This window comes from Methylobacterium crusticola, assembly GCF_003574465.1.
In the GTDB taxonomy this organism is placed as follows: domain Bacteria; phylum Pseudomonadota; class Alphaproteobacteria; order Rhizobiales; family Beijerinckiaceae; genus Methylobacterium; species Methylobacterium crusticola.
In genome coordinates this window covers 26,454-45,587 of record NZ_QOWC01000043.1, presented here as the reverse complement: position 1 = coordinate 45,587, position 19,134 = coordinate 26,454, and the positions used below count along the sequence as shown (strand labels likewise).

The following is a 19,134-nucleotide window of genomic DNA, read 5'->3' as shown; positions in this document are numbered from 1 at the left end:
CCTCGCGGCCGCGCAGGCCGCGATGGCGGACCTCCTCGCCGCGACGGGCGGGCGCTGCCCGGCCTGCGGTGGCCCGGCCGCCGCCGAGGCGCTGCTCTCCGGGCACCGCCACCGCCAAGGGGACGCGGCCTCACGGCCGGACGCGGCTTCGCGGCCGGACGCGGCCTCGCGGCCGGGTGCGGTCACGGCACCGGGGGCGGCGGCGTGATCCTCGGGCGCGAGCGGCTCGAGGCCGCCCCCTTGCGCTGCGGCGGGCTCCTGCTGATCGGCGACCCCCACGTCTCGTCGCGGCGGCCCGGCCGGCGCAAGGACCGGGACTGGCCCGGACCCGTGCTGGCGAAGCTCGCGCATTGCGTGGCCCTCGCCAACGCCCGCGACCTCGCCCCGGTGCTCCTCGGCGACCTGTTCGAGCACCCGGTCGAGCCCGACGAGAGCCTGAAGTCGCGCCTGATCCGCATCCTCAAGGCGTTCCGGCACCGGCCCCTCGCCAACGTCGGCAACCACGACATCCGCCACACCCGCCTCTCGGACGGCGACAGCCTGGCGATGCTCGCCGTGAGCGACGTCCTCGACGTCGTGGCCGAATCGGGCCCCGCCGCCCGCTACGCGGTCGGGTCGGAGCGCATCGGCCTCGGGGCGACGCCCTACGGGCAGGTTATCCCGGACGACGTGCGGGGGTGCCTCGGCGGCGTCGACTGCACGGTCTGGCTCACCCACCACGACCTCGCCTTCGCGGGCGGCTACCCGGGGGCGGTGCCGCCCGCGCCGATCCTCGGCTGCGCGCTCGCGGTCAACGGCCACGTCCACCGCCGGCACCAGCCGGTGAGCGTGGGCGGCACGGTCTGGTTCAACCCGGGCAACATCACCCGGGCCTCCGTGGACCTGATCGCCCACGAGCCCGCCGCCTGGATCCTGTCCGGGGACCTCGCGCTCGCGCCCGAGACGCTGCCCCACGCGGCCGACGTGTTCGACCTCACCGGCCGGCAGGTGGCGCCCGCCGCCGATCCGGCGCCGGCCGGCCCCGTGGAGAGCGCCTTCGTGTCGCTGCTGCGCGCCGAGGCCACGACCGACCTCGGCCGCAGCGACGACGGCGCCCTGATCCGCGAGGAGATCGAGGCCAAGTTCGCCCGCGACGAGACCCCCGAGCCGGTGCGGGCGGCGGTCCGCGCCCTCGTGGCGGGCGCGGTGGCGCGGCGCGGGGCGTGAGCCGCGGCCGCTCCACCCGGACCGGGCGCGGCTCTAGAACCCGAAGGGATCCGGGTAGGGCAGGGGGCGGCGCCGCACCGGCGTCTCCGGCAGGATCGGGCGGCTGACGTCGACCGCGACCAGCCCCTCCACCGCCAGCGCCAGCACCGCCGCGACGCCGTCCTGGGCGTTCTGCACCATGGCGGCGCACTCGACGAGGCGGCCGGTGCCGCACTCGTCGAGGTGGTGCAGGATGCGGACCCGGTCGCCCGCCGACACGTAGGTGCGGCGGCAGGCCATCACGAGGCGCACGGTCGAGATCCGGGGCTCGGCCCGGAGCGTCGCGGCGCTCTCGATGACGAAGCGGCGGCCGTCCTCGGCCAGGACCGGCTCCCCCGCCACGTAGGCGGTGCGGAACGGATGGCGCCCGAGATCCGCCTCCGCCACGACGTCGACGAGGAGGCCGGTCTCGTCCGTGCGGGTCTGCTCGAAATCGGCCGCGTGGGTCACGACCGTGTCGCCGAGGCACAGGCGCACGGGGGGCGGCGAGGCGCGCAGGCGCTCCACCGCGGGATCGAGGGCCGCGATCGCCAGGAAATCCGCCACGAGGGCGACGCGGGGCACCGCGAGCGCCACGCCGACGCCGCGCCGGCCGGCGCCGCGGACCGCGTCGCGGCGCCGGCCGGGGCGCTCCGCGAGGGAGGACGGATCGAACAGGGCATGCGTGCTCATGGACGGGCGGAACTCACGGCGAGATCGGGCCGGACGCGGCAGTGCCGGCGGCACGGGCTCAGGATCGAAGTCATCATCGCGCCAAGCGACAAGAACGATTAGCGAACATATCCGAGCCGGTCAATGCGCCGCAAATCCGCCGGGCTCAAGCGCGGCCGTGCTGATCCTCGGCTGTTCGCACGGCATCCTGCAGCACGGCCCGGATGCGACAAAATCATCGCTCCGGAACGGGATTTCGAGCCTCGCAAATCTGGCAAAAATCCTCGCCCATCACCATCTTGCATGGTACACGGAACGGGTGCGGAGCCGGACGCTCACGACCCGTCCGGATGCCGCTTCCAGCAGGTGAGATCGATCGCATGAGCGCAACGACGGACAAGCAGATCGCCGACATCCTGGCGACCTACGGCGAGCCGCTCGCCGGCAACGTCTGGCGGGTGCAGGGCACCGCCGTGATCTACCACAAGGCGCTCGAGCGCATCGCCGTGCAGGCCCGCATCCGCTTCGACGCGCCGGTGATCGTCCGGGCCGAGCGGGACGAGGCCGTGATCCTCGTCACCGGGCACATGCCGGGCGCCAACGGCGACCGCACCGAGTGGTCGATCGGCGAGGCGCTCATCGGCGTGAACTACCGCGTCTCCGGCCGCCAGGCGGCCTACGTCTTCGCCATGGCGGAGAAGCGCGCCAAGGACCGGGTCATCCTCAAGCTCGCCGGCCTGCACGGCCTGCTCTACTCCGAGGACGAGGCGGACGAGTTCAAGGCCAGCCGGCCCGACCTCGCGGCGGCCCAGGCCGCGGCGGCCCAGGCCGCACCGGCGCAAGTCGCACCGGCCCAGGCCGCCCCGGTGCAAGCTGCCCCGAGGACCGCCTCGGCCGAGTCGCGGGCGGTCCGGGCCGCTCCGGCCGAGGCCCTGGCGGCCGACGAGGGGGTGCCCGAGGACGAGACGGCGGCCCGGGAGGTGAGCGCCTCCGCGGAGGCCGACCTCACGGCCCGGATCGACGCGGCGGCGACCATCAACGCGGTCACCGACCTGATGCTCGACCCCGACACCCAGCGCATGCTGGCCGCCATGGCGCCCGGCCTGCGCGACGAGGTGCGCGAGCACGCCAAGGCCCGGCTCGTCAGCCTCGGCTGGCCGGCCCGGAACGCCGGCAAGGCGCGCAAGGCCGCGGCGGTGGCCTGACGCGCCGGGGTCGGGCCGGCCGGCGCCGGCGGGCGGTCCGCGCGAAGCGGGCCGCCGGCCAGGCCGCGCGCCGGCACCCGCCTGAATCGTGATCGCGAAAGTGGCGCGTCGCACCTTGCCCGCCGCCGCCGCACCCGCATGATGGCGCCCGCCCGAGAGGCCGGCCGCGAGGCGGCCCGGGCGATCGCACAGGGGAGGAGCCGCGGATGGTGACGAGCGATGGGGCGACGAGCGAGCCGGAGACCGGCGGGACCCGCGACCTCCAGGGCCTCGACGGGCTGGTGACGCCGCCGTTCTCGCGGCGCGGCTTCGTGATGACCGGGCTGATGAGCGGCCTGACCCTCGCGACCACCCGGGTCGAGGCGCAGGTCATCCACACCGACGAGACCGGGATCGAGGCCGGCGAGGTGCGCATCCCGGTCGGCGACGGGCCGATGCCGGCCTACCGGGCGATGCCGAGCGGCCCCGGCCCGTTCCCGATCGTCCTCGTGGTCGAGGAGATCTTCGGGGTCCACGAGTACATCAAGGACATCTGCCGGCGCTTGGCGAAGGCCGGGTACACCGCGGTGGCCCCGGAGTTGTTCGCCCGACAGGGCGACGTCTCCACGATGACCGACGCGCAGACCATCGTGCGCGAGGTGGTGTCGAAGACGCCCGACGCCCAGGTGCTCGGCGACCTCGACGCCGCCGCCGCCTGGGCGGCGGCCGAGGCCAAGGGCGATTCGGGCCGGCTCGGCATCACCGGCTGGTGCCGGGGCGGGCGCACGGTCTGGCTCTACGCGGCCCACAGCGCCAGCCTGAAGGCCGGGGTCGCCTGGTATGGCCCCGTCGGGGGCGCCCGCACGCCGATCCAGCCGAAGACCGCCGGCGACCTCGCCGCCGAGATCCGCGCCCCGGTGCTCGGCCTCTACGGCGGCGCCGACACGGGCATCCCGGTCGCCGACGTCGAGAAGGCCCGCGACGCGGCCCGCGCCGCCGGCAGGACGATGGAGCTCGAGGTCTTCCCCGACGCGCCCCACGGCTTCCACGCCGATTACCGCCCGAGCTACCGGAAGGCCGCGGCCGACGAGGGCTGGTCGCGCATGCTGGCCTGGTTCCGGAAGTACGGCGTCGCCTGAGCGGCGGTCCCACGGCGTCGCGGCGTTGCCGCGATGCCACACAGCGACAAGCTTTCGTGAGCGCATTGACAGAACGGTGCGGAGCTATGCAACCAGTAGACTGGCCGTTCGTTCCCTGCTCATGACCGCACCCGGCGCCGCCGCGAAGACCCAGCCCGTCATCCTGGTCGTCGAGGACGAACCGGAGGAGCGCTTCCTCGCGGCCACGCTCCTCGAGGAGACGGGCTTTCGCGTCATCGAGGCCGAGACCGCCGAGAAGGCCCTGGCGATCCTGCGCGAGCGCGGGGACGAGGTGAGCGTGGTGTTCTCCGACGTCCGCACGCCCGGCCAGATCGGCGGCTTCGAGCTCGCCCGGATCATCGGCGTCACCTGGCCCCGGGTCCACGTGCTGCTCACCTCGGGCGACGCGGGCGACCAGCCGAGCGACCTGCGGGTGTCGGCGACCTTCATCCCCAAGCCCTGGCGCGCCCTCGACATCCTGACCCTGGTCGAGCAGGCGGCGGGCCTCCATTCCGACCGCTCGCCGGTGGGAGACGCGAGCGCCGGCTGAGCGCCCGTCCCGGTTCCCGTCCCGACCGATCCGCCCCGCCCCGCCGGCGGCGCGCCCGCGGCCGGGCAGAGGGCAGCCCGCGGGCCTGCCGCCCGCCGCCGAGTAGCCGTCAAAGCAATTTGCACGTGGCCTGTTTCGTGCTTCACTTCCGGCGCAGGCCGAGCGACGCGAACCCGGAAGAACTCGGCCAGGAGAGGCAACGATGCGATCCTCCCGGCTGACCACGCTCATCTTCATCGGCATGTTGCTCGGCATCGTGGTCGGCTACTTGTGCAGCATCACCTGGCCTGACCCGCAGACCGCCAAGGAGATCTCGGGCTACATCTCGCTCATCAGCGACATCTTCCTGCGCCTGATCAAGATGATCATCGCCCCCCTGGTGTTCTCGACGCTGGTGGTGGGCATCGCCCACATGGGCGACACGGCCTCGGTCGGGCGGGTCGGCGGCAAGGCGCTGCTCTGGTTCGTCGGCGCCTCGCTGTGCTCGCTGCTGCTCGGCCTCGTGATGGTCAACCTGCTGCGCCCGGGCGACGCCCTCAACCTGCCGCTGCCGGAGGCCGGCGCCGGCACCGGGCTCAAGGCCGCCTCGCTCTCGCTCAAGGAGTTCGTCACCCACCTCGTCCCCAAGAGCGCCGTCGAGGCGATGGCCACGAACGAGATCCTGCAGATCGTGGTGTTCTCGGTGTTCTTCGGCGTCGCGCTCGCGGCTCTCGGCGAGAGGGGGCACGCCCTCGCGGCCGGCATCGAGGGCCTCGCCGACGTGATGCTGAAGATCACCGGCTACGTCATGATGTTTGCCCCCGTGGCGGTGTTCGCCGCCATCGCGGCCACCATCACCACGCAGGGCCTCGGCGTGCTGGTGACGTACGGCAAGTTCATGCTCGAGTTCTACCTGAGCCTGGCGGTGCTGTGGTGCCTCCTGGTGCTGGCCGGCTACCTGCTCGTCGGCTCGACGGCCATCCGGCGCCTGCTCGACCTGATCAAGGAGCCCTTCGTCCTCGCCTTCTCCACCGCCTCGAGCGAGGCCGCCTACCCGAAGACGCTCTCGAACCTCGAGCGCTTCGGCGTGCCGAACCGGATCACCAGCTTCGTGCTGCCGATGGGCTACTCGTTCAACCTCGACGGCTCGATGATGTACTGCACCTTCGCGGTGATGTTCATCGCCCAGGCCTACAACATCCCGCTCACCCTGGGCCAGCAGCTCACCATGCTGCTCCTCCTGATGGTGACCTCGAAGGGCATGGCGGGCGTGCCCCGGGCCTCGCTGGTGGTGATCTCGGCCACGCTCTCGACCTTCCAGATCCCGGAGGCGGGCCTCCTCCTCATCATCGGCATCGACCAGTTCCTGGACATGGGCCGCTCGGCCACGAACGTGCTCGGCAACAGCGTCGCCACGGTCGCGGTCGCCAAGTGGGAGGGGCAGCTCGCCATGACCGACCAGCGCCTCGACCGCGACGTCAGCCCGCTGCCGGAACCGGCCGAGTGATGCGCCGCCCTGCGCGCCTGCGCGGGCGGCCCGCGGTCCGCCTCGCCGCCGCCCTCGCCGGGCTGGTCCTCGCCGCCGCCCCGGCCGCTTCGGTCGAGGTGCTCACCGGGACGCTCCAGAGCATCGCGGCCCGCGGCAGCGTCACGATCGGCTACCGCACGAGCTCGCTGCCGTTCTCGTTCGTGGAGGAGGGCCAGGCCCGGCCGCTCGGCTACGCCATCGACCTGTGCCAGGAGATCGTCGACGACATCGCCCGCGCGGTCGGCCGGGACGGCCTGCGGATCGTGTACGAGCCCGTCACCTCGGAATCGCGCATCGCGGCCGTGACCTCCGGCAAGGTCGACCTCGAGTGCGGCTCGACCACCGCGAACGCCGAGCGGCGGCGCAGCGTCGCCTTCTCGCCCGTCACCTTCATCAGCGCCACGAAGCTCCTGGTGCGGCGCAACGCGGGCCTCGCTTCCTACCGCGACCTCGGGGGGAAGAAGGTCGTGGTGACGGCCGGCACCACCAACGAGGGGGCGCTGCGCGCGCTCCTCGCCCGGCTGAAGATCCAGTCCGAGATCCTCGTCGGGCGCGACCACGCCGAGTCGTTCGCCATGGTCCGCGAGGGCCGCGCCGACGCCTTCGCGCTCGACGACGTGCTGCTGTACGGGCTGATCGCCGGGGCCGGGGCGGACGGCGCCGCCTACACGGTCCTGCCCGACAAGCTCTCGTTCGAGCCCTACGGCATCATGTTCCGGCGCGACGACCCGGACCTCGCCGCCGTGGTGACCGGCACCTTCGGGCGCCTCGCCGAGAGCCGGGAGCTGCGCTGGACCTACGAGAAGTGGTTCCTGAAGCGCCTGCCCAACGGCGAACGGCTGAACGTGCCGATGTCGGAGGACCTGCGCACGAGCTTCCAGGTGCTCGGGCTCGAGGAGTGAGGCGCGGTCCCGGACCCGCGCCGCCTCCGCCTCAGCGCACCTCGAAGATCCCGTCCACCTCCACGCTCGCGTCGGCCGGCAGGCCCGCGACCCCGACGGCCGTCCGGGCGTGGCGGCCGGCCTCGCCGAACAGGCGCGCCATCAGGTCGGAGGCGCCGTTCACCGCCTTCGGCACGTCGGGCCAGCCCGGGGAGACCTGCACGAAGCCGCCGAGGCGGTGGCAGCGCACCACGCGGTCGAGGTCGCCCTCGAGGGCGAGGCTGAGTGCGGCGAGCAGGTTGAGGGCGCAGAGCTCGGCCGCCCGCTGGCCCGTCGCGACGTCCGGCACCGGGCCGGTGAAGCGCACCTCCCCCTCCCACTCGCAGATCTGGCCGGCGAGCCAGAGCGTCGGGCCGATCCGCGAGAACGGCAGGAACGCCCCCCGGGGCGGCGGCACCCGCGGCAGGACGAGGCCGAGGGCGCCGAGCCGCCGGGCGGCCTCGCCGCGCGGGAGGGGAGCATCCGTCATCGCCGCCATCTGCCGTCTCGAGTCTTCCGCGGGAGCGCGCCTCGCCGGTCCCCGGCAGGGCGCGCGCGATCCTGGAGCACCGGCCCGGGACGGGTAAAGCCCGGCGCGGGCGAAAGAGGCACCGCCCCCGCGGGCCGCGGGGCCGCCGGGATCAGGCGACCGGGGTCGCGTCGCCCTCGGTGTACTCGCGCCAGAGCAGCACCAGGGCGGCCATCACGGCGGGGCCGAGGAACAGGCCGAGGAGCCCGAAGGTCTCGACGCCGCCGAGGATCCCGAGCAGCACCCACAGGAAGGGCAGGCGGGTCGCGCCGCCGATCAGGACCGGGCGCACGAAATGGTCGGCCACGAAGGTCACCACGATCCCGGCCGCCACCACGACGGCGGCGGCCGTGACGCCGCCCTTGGCCACGAGCAGCACGGCGGCGAGGCCGAAGGCGAGGGGCGCCCCGAACGGGATCATGGCCGCGAGCGCCGTCGCGGCCCCGAGCAGGACCGGGTGCGGCACGCCGGCGAAGACGTAGATCACCCCGAGCAGGAAGCCCTCGCCGAGGCCGACCAGCACCAGCCCGTCGACGGTGCCGTGGATCGAGGCCGCCATCTGGCGGGCCACGCGCTCGCCCCGGGGGCCGAAGAGCCGGCGCGCCGCGCTGAGGCCCTGGTCCGCCACCGCCGGGCCGTCCCGGAACAGGAAGAACAGGGTCAGGAGGGTGAAGCAGAACAGCACCGAGCGGTGGACGATCTGGCTGCCGAAGGTGCGCCCGAAGCCGACGATTGACGAGCGGTCGAGGCGGTGCAGCATCTCGGAGGAGCCGGACGGGTGGCTCAGGTTCTCCTGCCACCAGGCCGAGACCTGCGCGGCGCCGAACGGCAGGCGGGCGACGAAGTCCGGCACCGGCCAGCCGGATTCCTCGATCTCGCGCCAGAACTGCACCACGTCGTGCGCCTCCCGGGCCGCCTGGATCGCCGCCACGGCGAGGGGCACCAGGATCACGAGCGCCACCCCGAGGGTGAATAGGGCCGGTCCGACGACGTTGTGCCGCCCCGGCGGGAAGGCCCTCGTGAAGCGGGCGTAGAGCGGCCGGAGCGCGATGGTCAGGATGACCGCCCAGGCGAGCGCGGGCAGGAACCCGTGCAGGATCCACACGCCGAGGGCCCCGAGGCCCAGGACGAGGGCGGTGCGGGCGAGGCCGTGCCGGTCCGCCTCCGCGGGCACCGTCGGCGGCGGTGGCGTCACGTGTTCCACGGGGCGTCCTCTGTGTCCACGGCGCGGCCTCGTCCGGGGGAACCGCCCGCGCTGAACTAGGGCGCGGGGGCCGCGAAGGAACGCCACGCTGTTGCCGGCCCGTGCCCCCTCGTGTATGCGGGCCCCTCGACCGGGGGCGGTCCCGCGCCAGCGGGGCGCTCCGTTCGATTCGCCGGGTCCGGCGAACGCCAACAGCGGTTTCGTGACCAGGGCTCGGGCGGGTGTCCGGAGGTCGCGCCGTTCGAGCCAGACCTCAGCAGGAAGACGGCTGCACGTCCATGTCCGACGCTACGACCTCCGGCACCTTCGATCGCGTTGCCGACATCATCGCCGAGACCGCCGACATCCCGCGCGAGTCGATCACGCCGGAGAGCCACGCGATCGACGATCTCGGCATCGACAGCCTCGCCTTCCTGGACATCGCCTTCGCCATCGACAAGGCCTTCGGCATCAAGCTGCCGCTCGAGCAGTGGACCCAGGAGGTCAACGAGGGCAAGGTGCCGGCCGAGGCGTACTTCGTGCTCAAGAACCTCTGCGCCCGCATCGACGGGCTCGTGGCCGAGAAGGCCGCCAAGGTCTGACGCCTGAGGGCCGCCGCGGGGATGCGCCTCGAATACTTCGACATGATCGACCGGGTCGTGCTCCTCGACCGCGCCGCCTGGCGCATCGGGGCGCGGGCGACGGTGCCGCTCGCGAGCCCGGTCTTCGAGGGGCACTTCCCCGGATATCCCCTGGTGCCCGGCGTGCTCCTGACCGAGACCATGGCGCAGGCCTCGGGCTACCTGCTCCTCGCCCATGCGTCGTTCCGCCACATGCCGTTCCTGATGGGCGTCGACAAGGCGCGCTTCCGCTCCTTCGTGGGACCGGGAGCCGAGCTCGACGTGGAGGCGAGCCTGGAGCATGACGGCTCGGGCTACGCGGTGACGAAGGCGGCGATCCGGGCCGAGGGCAAGCCGCTCTGCAATGCGGAGCTGCGCTTCCGGACCATGCCGTTCCCGGATGGCCTCGACGCGCCGATGCGCGAGCGCGCGGTCCGGATCGGCCTCCTCGACGGGGACGCCCCGTGAGCGCCCGCAACGTCGTGATCACGGGCCTCGGGCTCGTCTCCTGCGCGGGCGAGGGCGTCGAGGCCCACCTCGCCGCCTACCGCTCCGGCGCGGCGCCCCGCACCGACGCGACCACCTTCGCGCCTTACCCGGTCCACCCTGTGGCGCCGCCTGGCCTCGACGGCCAGATCCCGAAGAAGTCCGACCAGCGGCAGATGGAGGCCTGGCAGCGCCTCGGCGTCTACGCGGCGGGGCTCGCCCTCGACGCCGCCGGCGCCAAGGCGGACGCGGCGCTCAAGGCGGCCATGCACCTCGTGGTGGCGGCGGGCGGCGGCGAGCGCGACTACGCGGTCGACGGCCAGATCCTCACGGGCCTGCGCGGGGCCGCCGATCCGGGCGCCTTCCTGAACGAGCGCCTCCAGAACGACCTGCGCCCGACCCTGTTCCTGGCCCAGCTCTCGAACCTGCTCGCCGGCAACATCGCCATCGTGCACGGCGTCACCGGCGCCTCGCGCACCTTCATGGGCGAGGAGGCGAGCGGGGTCGACGCCCTGCGCATCGCCCGGGCCCGCATCGCCTCGGGCCAGAACGAGATCTTCCTCGTCGGCGGCTCCTACAACGCCGAGCGCGCGGACGTGCTGCTGATCCACGAGATGGGCGGGCACCTGCGCACGCCCGGCTACGCCCCGGTCTTCGCCCGGGAGGACGGCCCCGGCTTCATCCTCGGATCGGGGGCGGCCTTCCTGGTGCTCGAGGCGGCGGAGCACGCCGCCGCCCGCGGCGCGCGCGCCCTCGCGCGGCTCGCGGCGGTCGAGAGCGACCGCACGCCGCGCCGGCCCGGCGCCGTGTCGGGCAGCATCGCGGCCCTGTGGGCCGGGTCCGGGCTCGCGCGGCCCGACGCCGTGATCTCGGGCGCCACCGGCTGCGCCGGCATCACCGCCGAGGAGGCTGAGAGCCTCGGCCGGCTCGCGCCGGGCGCGCCGGTCCGGGCGCTCGGCGACGTCACGGGCCACACCCTGGAGGCCGCCGCCCCCTTCGGGGCCGCGCTCGCCGCCGCGCTGGTGGCGCAGGGCGGGGCCCGGGAGGTCGCCGTCACGGTGGTGGGCCACCGCCGCGGCGAGGGCGTCCTGCGCATCACCGCACCGGACGAGGCCCCATGACCCCCACCCCGAGCGGCAACCCGGGCGCGGTCCGCGACGCGCGCGACCGGCCCCTGGTGGCGGTCACCGGCCTCGGCGTGGTGACGTCGCTGGGGCAGGGCGCCGCCGACAACTGGGCAGCGCTCACGGCCGGCCGCTCCGGCATCCACGCCATCACGCGCTTCCCCACGGAGGGCCTGCGCACCCGCATCGCCGGCACGGTCGACTTCCTGCGAGCCGACCCGATGGTGGCGCCCCTCCTGTCGGAGCGCTTCGCCACGGAGGCGGCCGACGAGGCCGTGGCCCAGGCGGGGCTCGGCAAGGCCTTCCCGGGCGCCCTGTTCATCGCGGTGCCGCCGGTCGAGATCGAGTGGCCGCAGCGCCGGGCCCTGGCGGAAGCCTCCGGTGCCGCCGGGGACGTCACCTACGCCGACCTCCTGCGCGCCGCCGCGACCCGGCGCTTCGACGACTGGCACGACCTGTTCATCTTCGGCACCGTCGCCGACCGCATCGCCGACCGCTTCGGCACGCGGGGCTCGCCGATCTCGCTCTCGACGGCCTGCTCGTCGGGCGCGACCGCGATCCAGCTCGGCGTCGAGGCGATCCGGCGCGGCGAGACGAGCGCGGCGCTCTGCATCGGCACCGACGGCTCGGTGAACCCGGAATCGCTGATCCGCTTCTCGCTGCTCTCCGCCCTGTCGACCCAGAACGACCCGCCGGAGGGCGCCGCGAAGCCCTTCGCCCGGAACCGCGACGGCTTCGTCATGGGGGAGGGCGCCGCCGCCCTGGTGCTGGAGGACGCCGCCCACGCCCGCGCCCGGGGCGCCCGGATCCTCGGCTACGTGCTCGGCTGCGGCGAGAAGGGCGACGGCTTCCACCGCACCCGCTCGAGCCCCGACGGCGCGCCCATCATCGCGGCGATCCGGGCGGCCCTGGACGATGCGGGGCTCGCCCCCGACCGGATCGACACGGTCAACGCCCACGGCACCGGCACGCCGGAGAACGACAAGATGGAGGCACTGGGCTGCCTCGCGGTGCTGGGCGAGCGCATGCGGGACGTGCCGATCTCGTCCAACAAGTCGATGATCGGCCACACGCTCACGGCGGCCGGCGCCGTCGAGGCGGCCTTCTCGCTCCTCACCATCGCGCAGGGCCGCGTGCCGCCGACGCTGAACTACGCCGTGCCCGACCCCGCGATCCCCCTCGACGTGGTGACGCGGGCCCGCGACCTGCCGGTCTCCTTCGTGCTGTCGAACTCGTTCGGGTTCGGCGGCCAGAACACCTGCCTGGTGTTCGGGGCGGACCCGGCGTGAGCGCGGCGGCGCCGGGGCGGCGCGTCCTCGTCACCGGGGGCGCCCGGGGGCTCGGGGCGGCGATCGTGCGCGCCCTGACGGCGGCGGGCCACGACGTCGACTTCACCTACCGCGAATCCGGGGAGGCCGCCGAGGCCCTGGCCGGGGAGGCCGCCGCCGCGCATCCGGGGCGGCGCCTGCGCGCCCACCGCCTCGACCTCGCCGACCGGGCGGCCCTCGACGCCTTCTGCGAGGTGATGGCGGGCGAGGACGTGTTCGGCCTCGTCCACAATGCCGGCCAGCCCTACGACAGCCTCGCGGCGATGCTCGACCAGGAGCGGGCCGAGGCCGCCATGCAGGTGAATTTCTGGTCGCTGACGCGGCTCGCCAAGGCGCTGGTGCGCCCCATGACCCGGGCGAAGGCCGGCCGGATCGTGGCGGTGGGCTCCGTGGCGGCGCTGAGGGCCAACCCCGGCAACGCGGCCTACGCGGCCACCAAGGGGGCGCTCATCGCCTATTGCCGCACCCTCGCGATCGAGTCGGCCCGGCGCGGCGTCACCGTGAACGTGGTGGCGCCGGGCTTCATCGATACCGCCATGATGGCGCCCTACGCGGCCCACCGCGCCGGCATGGAGCGGCAGATCCCGGCCGGACGCTTCGCCGCGCCCGCGGAGGTTGCGGAACTCGTCGCATTCCTGCTCGGCCCCGGCGCGGGCTACATCACCGGGGCGGTGCTGCCGGTGGATGGCGGCCTGACCGCGATGATGGGCATCCACCGCACCTGAGCAGCGCGACGATTCCATGAGGCACCCCCCGATGCGTCGCGCCGCCGCCGCGGCCGCGCTCCTCGTCCTGGCGGCGGGGGCGGCTCCGGCCCGCGCCCAGGAGGCGTTCCGGGTCGATTCCCTGGCGCCCGGCGACACGCTGAGCATCCGCGAGGCGCCCGACGCCGCGACGCCCGTCCTCGGCCAGGCGCCGGCGCGGGCGCGGCTGCGGGGCTTCGGCTGCACTAACGACACACCGAGCGGCCTCACCTGGTGCCGCGTCAAGTACGGCGCCGTGGTCGGCTGGGCCCGGCGCCGGTACCTGGCGCCCGAGTGAGAGACGACGCGTCCACCAGGAGCACAGCATGCAGGCCCTCCAGCTCTTCGGCGACCGCGACCTCCGCCTGACGGAGATCGACGCGCCGCCGCCGCCCGGCCCCGGCGAGGTCCAGGTGCGGGTGCGGGCGGTCGGGCTCAACTTCATCGACGTCTGGGGCTTCCGCGGGATGGCCTTCGCCAAGCGCAGGCTGCCGCTCGCCGTCGGGGCCGAGGCCGCCGGCGAGGTCGCGGCCGTCGGCGAGGGCGTCCGGGACCTCGCGGTGGGGGACGCCGTCGCGCCCTACGGCGCGCTCACCTGCGGCCGCTGCCGCGCCTGCCGCGAGGGCCGCGACAACCTCTGCGAGGAGGTGGGCGGCGTCATGGGCTTCCACATCGACGGCTTCGCGCGGGAACGGGTGAACCTGCCGGCCCGCCTCGTGGTGCCGGTGCCGGAGGGCGTCGGCCTCACCGACGCCGCCTGCGCGCCCGTCGCCTTCGGCACCGTGCAGCACATGCTGTTCGACAACGCCCGGCTCGAGCCCGGCGAGAGCATCCTGGTCCATGCCGGGGGCTCGGGGATCGGCACCGCCGCGATCAAGATGGCGAAGGCGATCGGCTGCACGGTGTTCGCGACGGTCGGCGACGACGCGAAGGGCGAGAAGGCGCGGGCGCTCGGCGCCGACCACGTCGTCAACTACCGCACCGACCGCTTCGAGGGCGAGGTCCGCAAGCTGACCCGGCGCAAGGGCGTCGACGTGGTGTTCGAGCACGTCGGCCCGGAGACCTGGAACGGCTCGCTGCTCTGCCTCAAGCGGGGCGGCCGCCTCGTCACCTGCGGGTCGACCTCGGGCGTCTCCACGACCATGAACCTGATGCAGCTGTTCCAGCAGCAGTACCGCATCACGGGCTCGTTCGGCTGCCGCCTCGCCAACATCCGCGAGGCCCTGGCCAAGATGGCGGGGGGCCTCACCCCGGTCGTCGACACGGTGCTGCCCCTCGCCGACTACGCGAGCGGCCTCGAGCGCCTCGCCTCGCGCCAGGTGTTCGGGAAGATCATCGTCACGCTCTGACAATCCCCCGCCCGGACGCGGCCGGACCCGCCGCGCCGACCTTTGCGAAAATGTGACAGGTCCGCCGAATCGGCACGGAACCGGGTCTCCCGGCCGCGCGATTCGTGCGAGATCCCGGGATCCAAGCGTCGCGATCCGCCGTGAGACCCTCCTTGCTCCGTCTGAAGCTGAGGCTGTACCGCCTCCTCTCCCGCCTCGCCGGACTGCCGATGGTCCTCGTGGTGCGGGGGCTGTTCGCGGTCGCGCGCCGGCTCGGCCCGGCCCGCGCGGGGGCGGCCGGCGCCCGGATCGCCCGCGCCCTCGGCCCGCGGCTGCCCTCGCACCGCACGGCGCTCGCCAACCTGCGCCACGCTTTCCCCGAGCGGAGCGAGGCCGAGATCCGGGCCATCGCCCTCGGCTCGTGGGAGAATCTCGGGCGCACCGGGGCCGAGTACGCCCACCTCGCGGCGATCTTCGACTACGACCCGGACGCGCCGACGCCGGGGCGGATCGCCGTCGAGGGCATCGAGCACTTCTTCGCGCTGCGGGACGACGGGCGGCCCGGGCTGATCTTCTCGGCCCATCTCGGCAACTGGGAGCTGCCGGCGATCTGCGCCGCCCGCTTCGGCCTGGAGGCGAGCGCGGTGTTCCGGCCTCCCAACAGCCCGGCCGCGGCCCAGCTCGTGCAGGAGGTGCGGCGGGCCACCATGGGGGGCCTGACCGCGGCGGGCCCGGGCGCCGCCTTCGCGATGCAGGGCGTGGTCGAGCGCGGCGGCCACCTCGGCATGCTGGTGGACCAGCACTTCACCCGCGGCGTCGTGGTCGACTTCCTCGGGCGGCCGGCCCTCGCCAATCCCCTCCTCGCCAAGCTCGCCCGCCACTACGAGTGCCCGGTCCACGGCGTGCGGGTGATCCGGCTGCCGGAGGGGCGCTTCCGGCTCGAGCTCACCCCGGCCCTCGACCTGCCGCGGGACGCCGCGGGCGCGATCGACGTGCGGGGCGCCATGCAGGCGATGACCGACGTGATCGCGGGCTGGGTGCGGGACCATCCCGAGCAGTGGCTCTGGATGCATCGGCGCTGGCGGCCTGCGCTGCTGCCGAAGGGGGCGCCGCCTGCGGCTGACGCGAGGCCGCCCGCGGCGGGCGCGGCGCCGGCGCCCGTGACGGCGCCGGCTCAAGCTAACGTGACTTCCGTCGGCCCCGCGGCCGGGTGTTGATGGCGCATGACGCACGCGGCCCTCCGCCGACTTCTCGCAGGCCTGATCCTGACCGGCTTTTCCGGCACGGCCCTCGGCGCCGAGGCGCCCCGGGCCGTGATCGAGCTGTTCACGAGCCAGGGCTGCTCGGCCTGCCCGCCGGCCGACCGCCTGATGAGCGAGCTCGCCCGCGACCCCGGCGTGATCGCGCTCAGCCTGCCGGTCACCTACTGGGACTACCTCGGCTGGAAGGACACCCTGGCGCACACCGCCTTCACCGAGCGCCAGCGCGCCTACGCGAGCATGCGGGGCGACCGGCAGGTCTTCACCCCGCAGGCGGTGGTGAACGGCGCCGCCACGGTGGTGGGCTCCGACCGCGCCGCCCTGGAACGCAGCATCCGCGACCCGGGCACCGCCACGAGCCTCCCGGTGGCGATCCGCAGCGAGGCGGGGCCGGAGCGCATCGCCATCGACGTCGGCGCCGCGCCGGATCCGGGCCGCACGGCGGAGCTGTGGCTGCTGCCGGTCGCCCGCACCCGGGAGGTCGCGATCGGCCGCGGCGAGAACCGCGGCCGCACCGTGACCTACCGCAACGTGGTCAGGGGCATGCACCACGTCGGCACCTGGACCGGCGCCCCGGCCCATTACGAGGTGCTCCGCGCGGCCCTGCGGGCGGGCGACGCCGATACCTACGTGGTCGTGCTGCAGGCCGAGCATAACGGCCCGGGGCGGATCCTGGGGGCCGCGAAGGGGCCGGGCCTCTAGGGGACGCGTCCTCAGGGAGCGGTCCCGTGCGGCGCGCCAGGGTCCCGGACATCCCGCGCCGCGATCCCCGATCACCGGCGCGGGATGTCCGGGACCCGGTCGCGGCGCTACCCTGGCGCCTGCGCGCGGGTGAGCCGCGCACGAGACGCCGGTCGCGGCCGCCCCCCGGATGATCCGCCGGGCGCGGCGCGGCCAGGGGAGGGATGGACGATGAGCGGCCCGACACATGTCCCGGACTATCGCTGTCCGGACCGCAACCGCCGGGTGATACTGGCGCGCCGGCCCGAGGGCATCCCGCAGCCGGAGGACTTCGCCCTCGACGAGGTCGCGGTGCCGGAGGCCGGCCCGGGCGAGTTCCTGGTGCGCAACCTCTACCTCTCGGCGGACCCGGCCCAGCGCGGATGGGCCAGCGCCGAGTCCAACTACGCCAAGCCCGTGCCCCTCGGCGGGCCGATGCGGGCGCTGGCCGTGGGCGTCGTCGTCCGCTCGCAGGCACCGGACGTGCGCGAGGGCGAGTTCCTGTACGGATGGTTCGACTGGCAGGACTACGCCGTGGCGACGCCGGCGGCGATCTTCCGGCGCGCGAGCGAGGCGGTTCCGCTCTCCGCCCATGCGGGTCTCCTCGGCCTCAACGGGCTCACGGCGTATCTGGGCCTCACCGTGCTCGGCCGGCCGATGGCCGGCGACGCCGTGCTGGTCTCCACCGCCGGCGGGGCGGTCGGCAGCCTCGTCGGGCAGATCGCCCGGAACCTCGGCTGCCGCGCCCTCGGCCTCGCCGGCGACGACGCCAAGGTGGCGCGCTGCCGCGAGCGCTACGGCTACGACGCGGTCTACAATTACCGGACGGCGGACTGGACCGCCGCCCTCGCGGCCGACGCGCCCGGCGGGATCAACGTCTACTTCGACAATGTCGGCGGGCCGATCCTCGACGCGGCCCTGCGCCGGATGGCCGTGGCCGGCCGCGTGGTCCAGTGCGGGACGGCCTCGGTGGCGAGCTGGACCGAGACGCCGACCGGGCCGCGCAACGAGCGCGAGGTCCTCACCCGCCGGCTGGTCTGGAGCGGCTTCGTGGTGCTCGACCACGTCGCCCAGTTCGAGGCCGCCGCCCGGGCGCTGGTCTCCTGGTACCAGGAGGGCCGGCTCTACTACGACGAGGACGTCTCACAGGGCATCGAGCAGGCGCCGGGTGCCATCCGGGCGCTCTACCGCGGCGAGAACCGCGGCAAGAAGCTGATCTACGTCGGCTGAGCAACCGCGGGCGGAGCCCCGCGGCGCTCCGCCCGCTCAATCCACCCACTCGCCGCGGCGCATGAGCGGCTCGGCGCGGCCGTCCTTCGCCACGCCGTCGACGTCGACCTCGGCCGAGCCGATCATCCAGTCGATGTGGATCAGGCTGCGGTTGGCGCCGCGGGACACGAGGTCGATCTCGGTGAGCCCGGCGCCGCCGTTGCGGAAGCACTTGCTGTAGGCCTGGCCCAGCGCGATGTGGCTCGCCGCGTTCTCGTCGTAGAGGGTGTTGCAGAACAGCAGGCCGGAGGCCGAGATCGGCGAGGAGGCCGGCACGAGCGCGACCTCGCCGAGGCGCCGGGCGCCCTCGTCGGTCTCGATCACCCGGGCGAGGACGTCGGCGCCGGTGCGGGCCGTCGCGTCGACGATGCGGCCCTCCGCGAAGCGCACCGCGATGCCGTCGATCAGGGTGCCCTGGTACGAGAGCGGCTTCGTGGCGCTCACGTGCCCCTCGACCCGCGACCTGTGGGGCGTGGTGAACACCTCCTCGGTCGGGATGTTGGCGTTGCAGAGGATCCCGTTCTTCGCCGTGGCGGCGCCCCCGCACCACTCGTGGTCGTCGGCGAGGCCCACCGTCAGGTCGGTGCCGGGCCCGCGGAAGCGCAGGGACGCGTAGCCCTTCCGGTTCAGGAAGGCGGTGCGGTCGCTCAGGTGCCGGTTGTGGGCCGCCCAGGCGCCGACCGGATCCTCGCCGTCGACCCGCGACGCGGCGAAGATCGCGTCCCACAGGCGGGCCACGGCCTCGTCCTCGGGCAGGGCCGGGAACACCGTGCGGGCCCAGGCCGGGGTCGCCGCCGACACGATGGTCCAGTTGGTGGAGAAGTTCGCGATCAGCTCCAGGGCCGGCATGTAGGCCTTGGAGCGGGCGCGGTTCGCCCGCGCCACCTTGTCGGGATCCTGGCCGGCGAGCAGGGACGGGTCGTCGCCCGAGATCGCGAGCCGCGCCGCGCCGCCGCGATAGGCGTTGGCCATGCCCTCGTAGAGCCAGCCGGCGGCGCGGTCGAAGGCACCGTCGGGCGCGTGCTTGAAGCGCGCCAGGGTGGCCTCGTCGTCGGCCAGGAGCGTCGTCACCAGGGAGGCGCCGGCCGCGTAGGCCTGGGCGGTGATGCGGCGGGCGAGGGGGAGGGCCTCGAGCGGCGCCGTCATCACGAGCTCCTGGCCGGGCTGGAGGCCGAGCCCGACCCGCACCGCCACCTCGGCGAGCCGGTCGAGGCGGGCGTCGGGGGCGAACGCGGCTGTCGGCGCCGTGGGGTCGGGGGCGTGGATGTTCATGATGCCGCCTTCTTCGGGAATGCCTCGTTGCGGGCCTGCACGGCCCGACCGCGTCCGGTGCCGCGCGCGCGGGCTTC

At 74.4% G+C, this 19,134-nt stretch carries 21 protein-coding genes; 17 read left to right on the top strand and 4 right to left on the bottom strand.

Annotated elements, in window-relative coordinates:
* Positions 1-208 (top strand): hypothetical protein (locus DT057_RS36170; RefSeq protein WP_203236303.1); only part of this gene is annotated, 208 nt, incomplete at its 5' end.
* Positions 205-1,206 (top strand): hypothetical protein, encoded by a 1,002-nt coding sequence (locus tag DT057_RS17720; protein ID WP_128563426.1) that lies wholly within the window; start codon positions 205-207, stop codon positions 1,204-1,206. The genes DT057_RS36170 and DT057_RS17720, both read left to right, overlap by 4 nt.
* Before the next feature lie 33 nt (positions 1,207-1,239).
* Here DT057_RS17720 and DT057_RS17715 read toward each other — a convergent pair whose 3' ends face one another.
* Complete coding sequence (locus DT057_RS17715) at positions 1,240-1,917, bottom strand: hypothetical protein (protein WP_128563425.1); 678 nt, start codon at positions 1,915-1,917, stop codon at positions 1,240-1,242.
* Positions 1,918-2,276: 359 nt separating this feature from the next.
* Between DT057_RS17715 and DT057_RS17710 the strand changes: the two genes are divergently transcribed.
* From DT057_RS17710 to DT057_RS17690, 5 genes are all read left to right on the top strand, one after another.
* On the top strand, positions 2,277-3,101 hold the full coding sequence (locus DT057_RS17710; protein WP_128563424.1) for a trna delta -isopentenylpyrophosphate transferase: 825 nt from the start codon (positions 2,277-2,279) through the stop codon (positions 3,099-3,101).
* Between the two features lie 206 nt (positions 3,102-3,307).
* Positions 3,308-4,219 carry a dienelactone hydrolase family protein gene (locus tag DT057_RS17705; protein WP_162501438.1) on the top strand — a complete coding sequence of 304 codons (912 nt, stop codon included), beginning with the start codon at positions 3,308-3,310 and terminating at the stop codon, positions 4,217-4,219.
* Between the two features lie 121 nt (positions 4,220-4,340).
* Positions 4,341-4,769, top strand: a complete 429-nt coding sequence (locus DT057_RS17700) for a response regulator (RefSeq protein ID WP_128563423.1) — start codon at positions 4,341-4,343, stop codon at positions 4,767-4,769.
* Between the two features lie 202 nt (positions 4,770-4,971).
* On the top strand, positions 4,972-6,255 hold the full coding sequence (locus tag DT057_RS17695; RefSeq protein WP_128563422.1) for a dicarboxylate/amino acid:cation symporter: 1,284 nt from the start codon (positions 4,972-4,974) through the stop codon (positions 6,253-6,255).
* A complete protein-coding gene (locus DT057_RS17690; protein WP_128563421.1) occupies positions 6,255-7,178 on the top strand; it encodes an amino acid ABC transporter substrate-binding protein in 924 nt (307 codons plus the stop codon). Before DT057_RS17695 ends, DT057_RS17690 begins: the two co-directional genes overlap by 1 nt.
* Positions 7,179-7,209: 31 nt before the next feature.
* On the opposite strand, the gene DT057_RS17685 is transcribed toward DT057_RS17690, so the two are convergent.
* Together DT057_RS17685 and DT057_RS17680 are read right to left on the bottom strand one after the other, a co-directional pair.
* Positions 7,210-7,686, bottom strand: a complete 477-nt coding sequence (locus DT057_RS17685) for a RidA family protein (RefSeq protein ID WP_128563420.1) — start codon at positions 7,684-7,686, stop codon at positions 7,210-7,212.
* A gap of 151 nt (positions 7,687-7,837) precedes the next feature.
* A complete protein-coding gene (locus tag DT057_RS17680) occupies positions 7,838-8,929 on the bottom strand; it encodes an AI-2E family transporter (protein WP_407068092.1) in 1,092 nt (363 codons plus the stop codon).
* 278 nt (positions 8,930-9,207) lie between these two features.
* Here DT057_RS17680 and DT057_RS17675 point away from each other — a divergent pair, with 278 nt between their 5' ends.
* The 10 genes from DT057_RS17675 (at position 9,208) to DT057_RS17630 (ending at position 17,746) form a co-directional block, all read left to right on the top strand.
* Positions 9,208-9,510: an acyl carrier protein gene (locus tag DT057_RS17675; protein ID WP_128563419.1), complete on the top strand. Its 303-nt coding sequence runs from the start codon at positions 9,208-9,210 to the stop codon at positions 9,508-9,510.
* A 21-nt stretch (positions 9,511-9,531) separates the two neighbouring features.
* Positions 9,532-9,996 carry a 3-hydroxyacyl-ACP dehydratase FabZ family protein gene (locus DT057_RS17670; RefSeq protein ID WP_128563418.1) on the top strand — a complete coding sequence of 155 codons (465 nt, stop codon included), beginning with the start codon at positions 9,532-9,534 and terminating at the stop codon, positions 9,994-9,996.
* Positions 9,993-11,135 (top strand): beta-ketoacyl-ACP synthase, encoded by a 1,143-nt coding sequence (locus tag DT057_RS17665; protein ID WP_128563417.1) that lies wholly within the window; start codon positions 9,993-9,995, stop codon positions 11,133-11,135. Before DT057_RS17670 ends, DT057_RS17665 begins: the two co-directional genes overlap by 4 nt.
* Positions 11,132-12,427, top strand: coding sequence for a beta-ketoacyl-ACP synthase (locus DT057_RS17660; protein WP_128563416.1), 1,296 nt, complete (start codon positions 11,132-11,134; stop codon positions 12,425-12,427). The genes DT057_RS17665 and DT057_RS17660 overlap by 4 nt, the downstream gene beginning before the upstream one ends.
* The gene (locus DT057_RS17655) at positions 12,424-13,191 is read left to right on the top strand and encodes an SDR family NAD(P)-dependent oxidoreductase (RefSeq protein WP_128563415.1); all 768 of its coding nucleotides are present in this window, start codon (positions 12,424-12,426) and stop codon (positions 13,189-13,191) included. The genes DT057_RS17660 and DT057_RS17655 overlap by 4 nt, the downstream gene beginning before the upstream one ends.
* A gap of 31 nt (positions 13,192-13,222) precedes the next feature.
* The gene (locus DT057_RS17650) at positions 13,223-13,507 is read left to right on the top strand and encodes an SH3 domain-containing protein (RefSeq protein WP_128563414.1); all 285 of its coding nucleotides are present in this window, start codon (positions 13,223-13,225) and stop codon (positions 13,505-13,507) included.
* A 28-nt stretch (positions 13,508-13,535) separates the two neighbouring features.
* Positions 13,536-14,558, top strand: coding sequence for a zinc-binding dehydrogenase (locus DT057_RS17645; RefSeq protein WP_128563413.1), 1,023 nt, complete (start codon positions 13,536-13,538; stop codon positions 14,556-14,558).
* A 152-nt stretch (positions 14,559-14,710) separates the two neighbouring features.
* Positions 14,711-15,754, top strand: a complete 1,044-nt coding sequence (locus DT057_RS17640) for a lipid A biosynthesis lauroyl acyltransferase (RefSeq protein ID WP_128563412.1) — start codon at positions 14,711-14,713, stop codon at positions 15,752-15,754.
* Positions 15,755-15,760: 6 nt separating this feature from the next.
* Positions 15,761-16,498: a DUF1223 domain-containing protein gene (locus DT057_RS17635; RefSeq protein ID WP_128563411.1), complete on the top strand. Its 738-nt coding sequence runs from the start codon at positions 15,761-15,763 to the stop codon at positions 16,496-16,498.
* Positions 16,499-16,708: 210 nt separating this feature from the next.
* Positions 16,709-17,746 (top strand): NADP-dependent oxidoreductase, encoded by a 1,038-nt coding sequence (locus DT057_RS17630; RefSeq protein ID WP_128563410.1) that lies wholly within the window; start codon positions 16,709-16,711, stop codon positions 17,744-17,746.
* 36 nt (positions 17,747-17,782) lie between these two features.
* Here the strand turns inward: DT057_RS17630 and DT057_RS17625 are convergent, their stop codons facing one another.
* Complete coding sequence (locus DT057_RS17625) at positions 17,783-19,057, bottom strand: aminopeptidase (RefSeq protein WP_128563409.1); 1,275 nt, start codon at positions 19,055-19,057, stop codon at positions 17,783-17,785.
* Between the last annotated feature and the right edge of the window lie 77 nt (positions 19,058-19,134).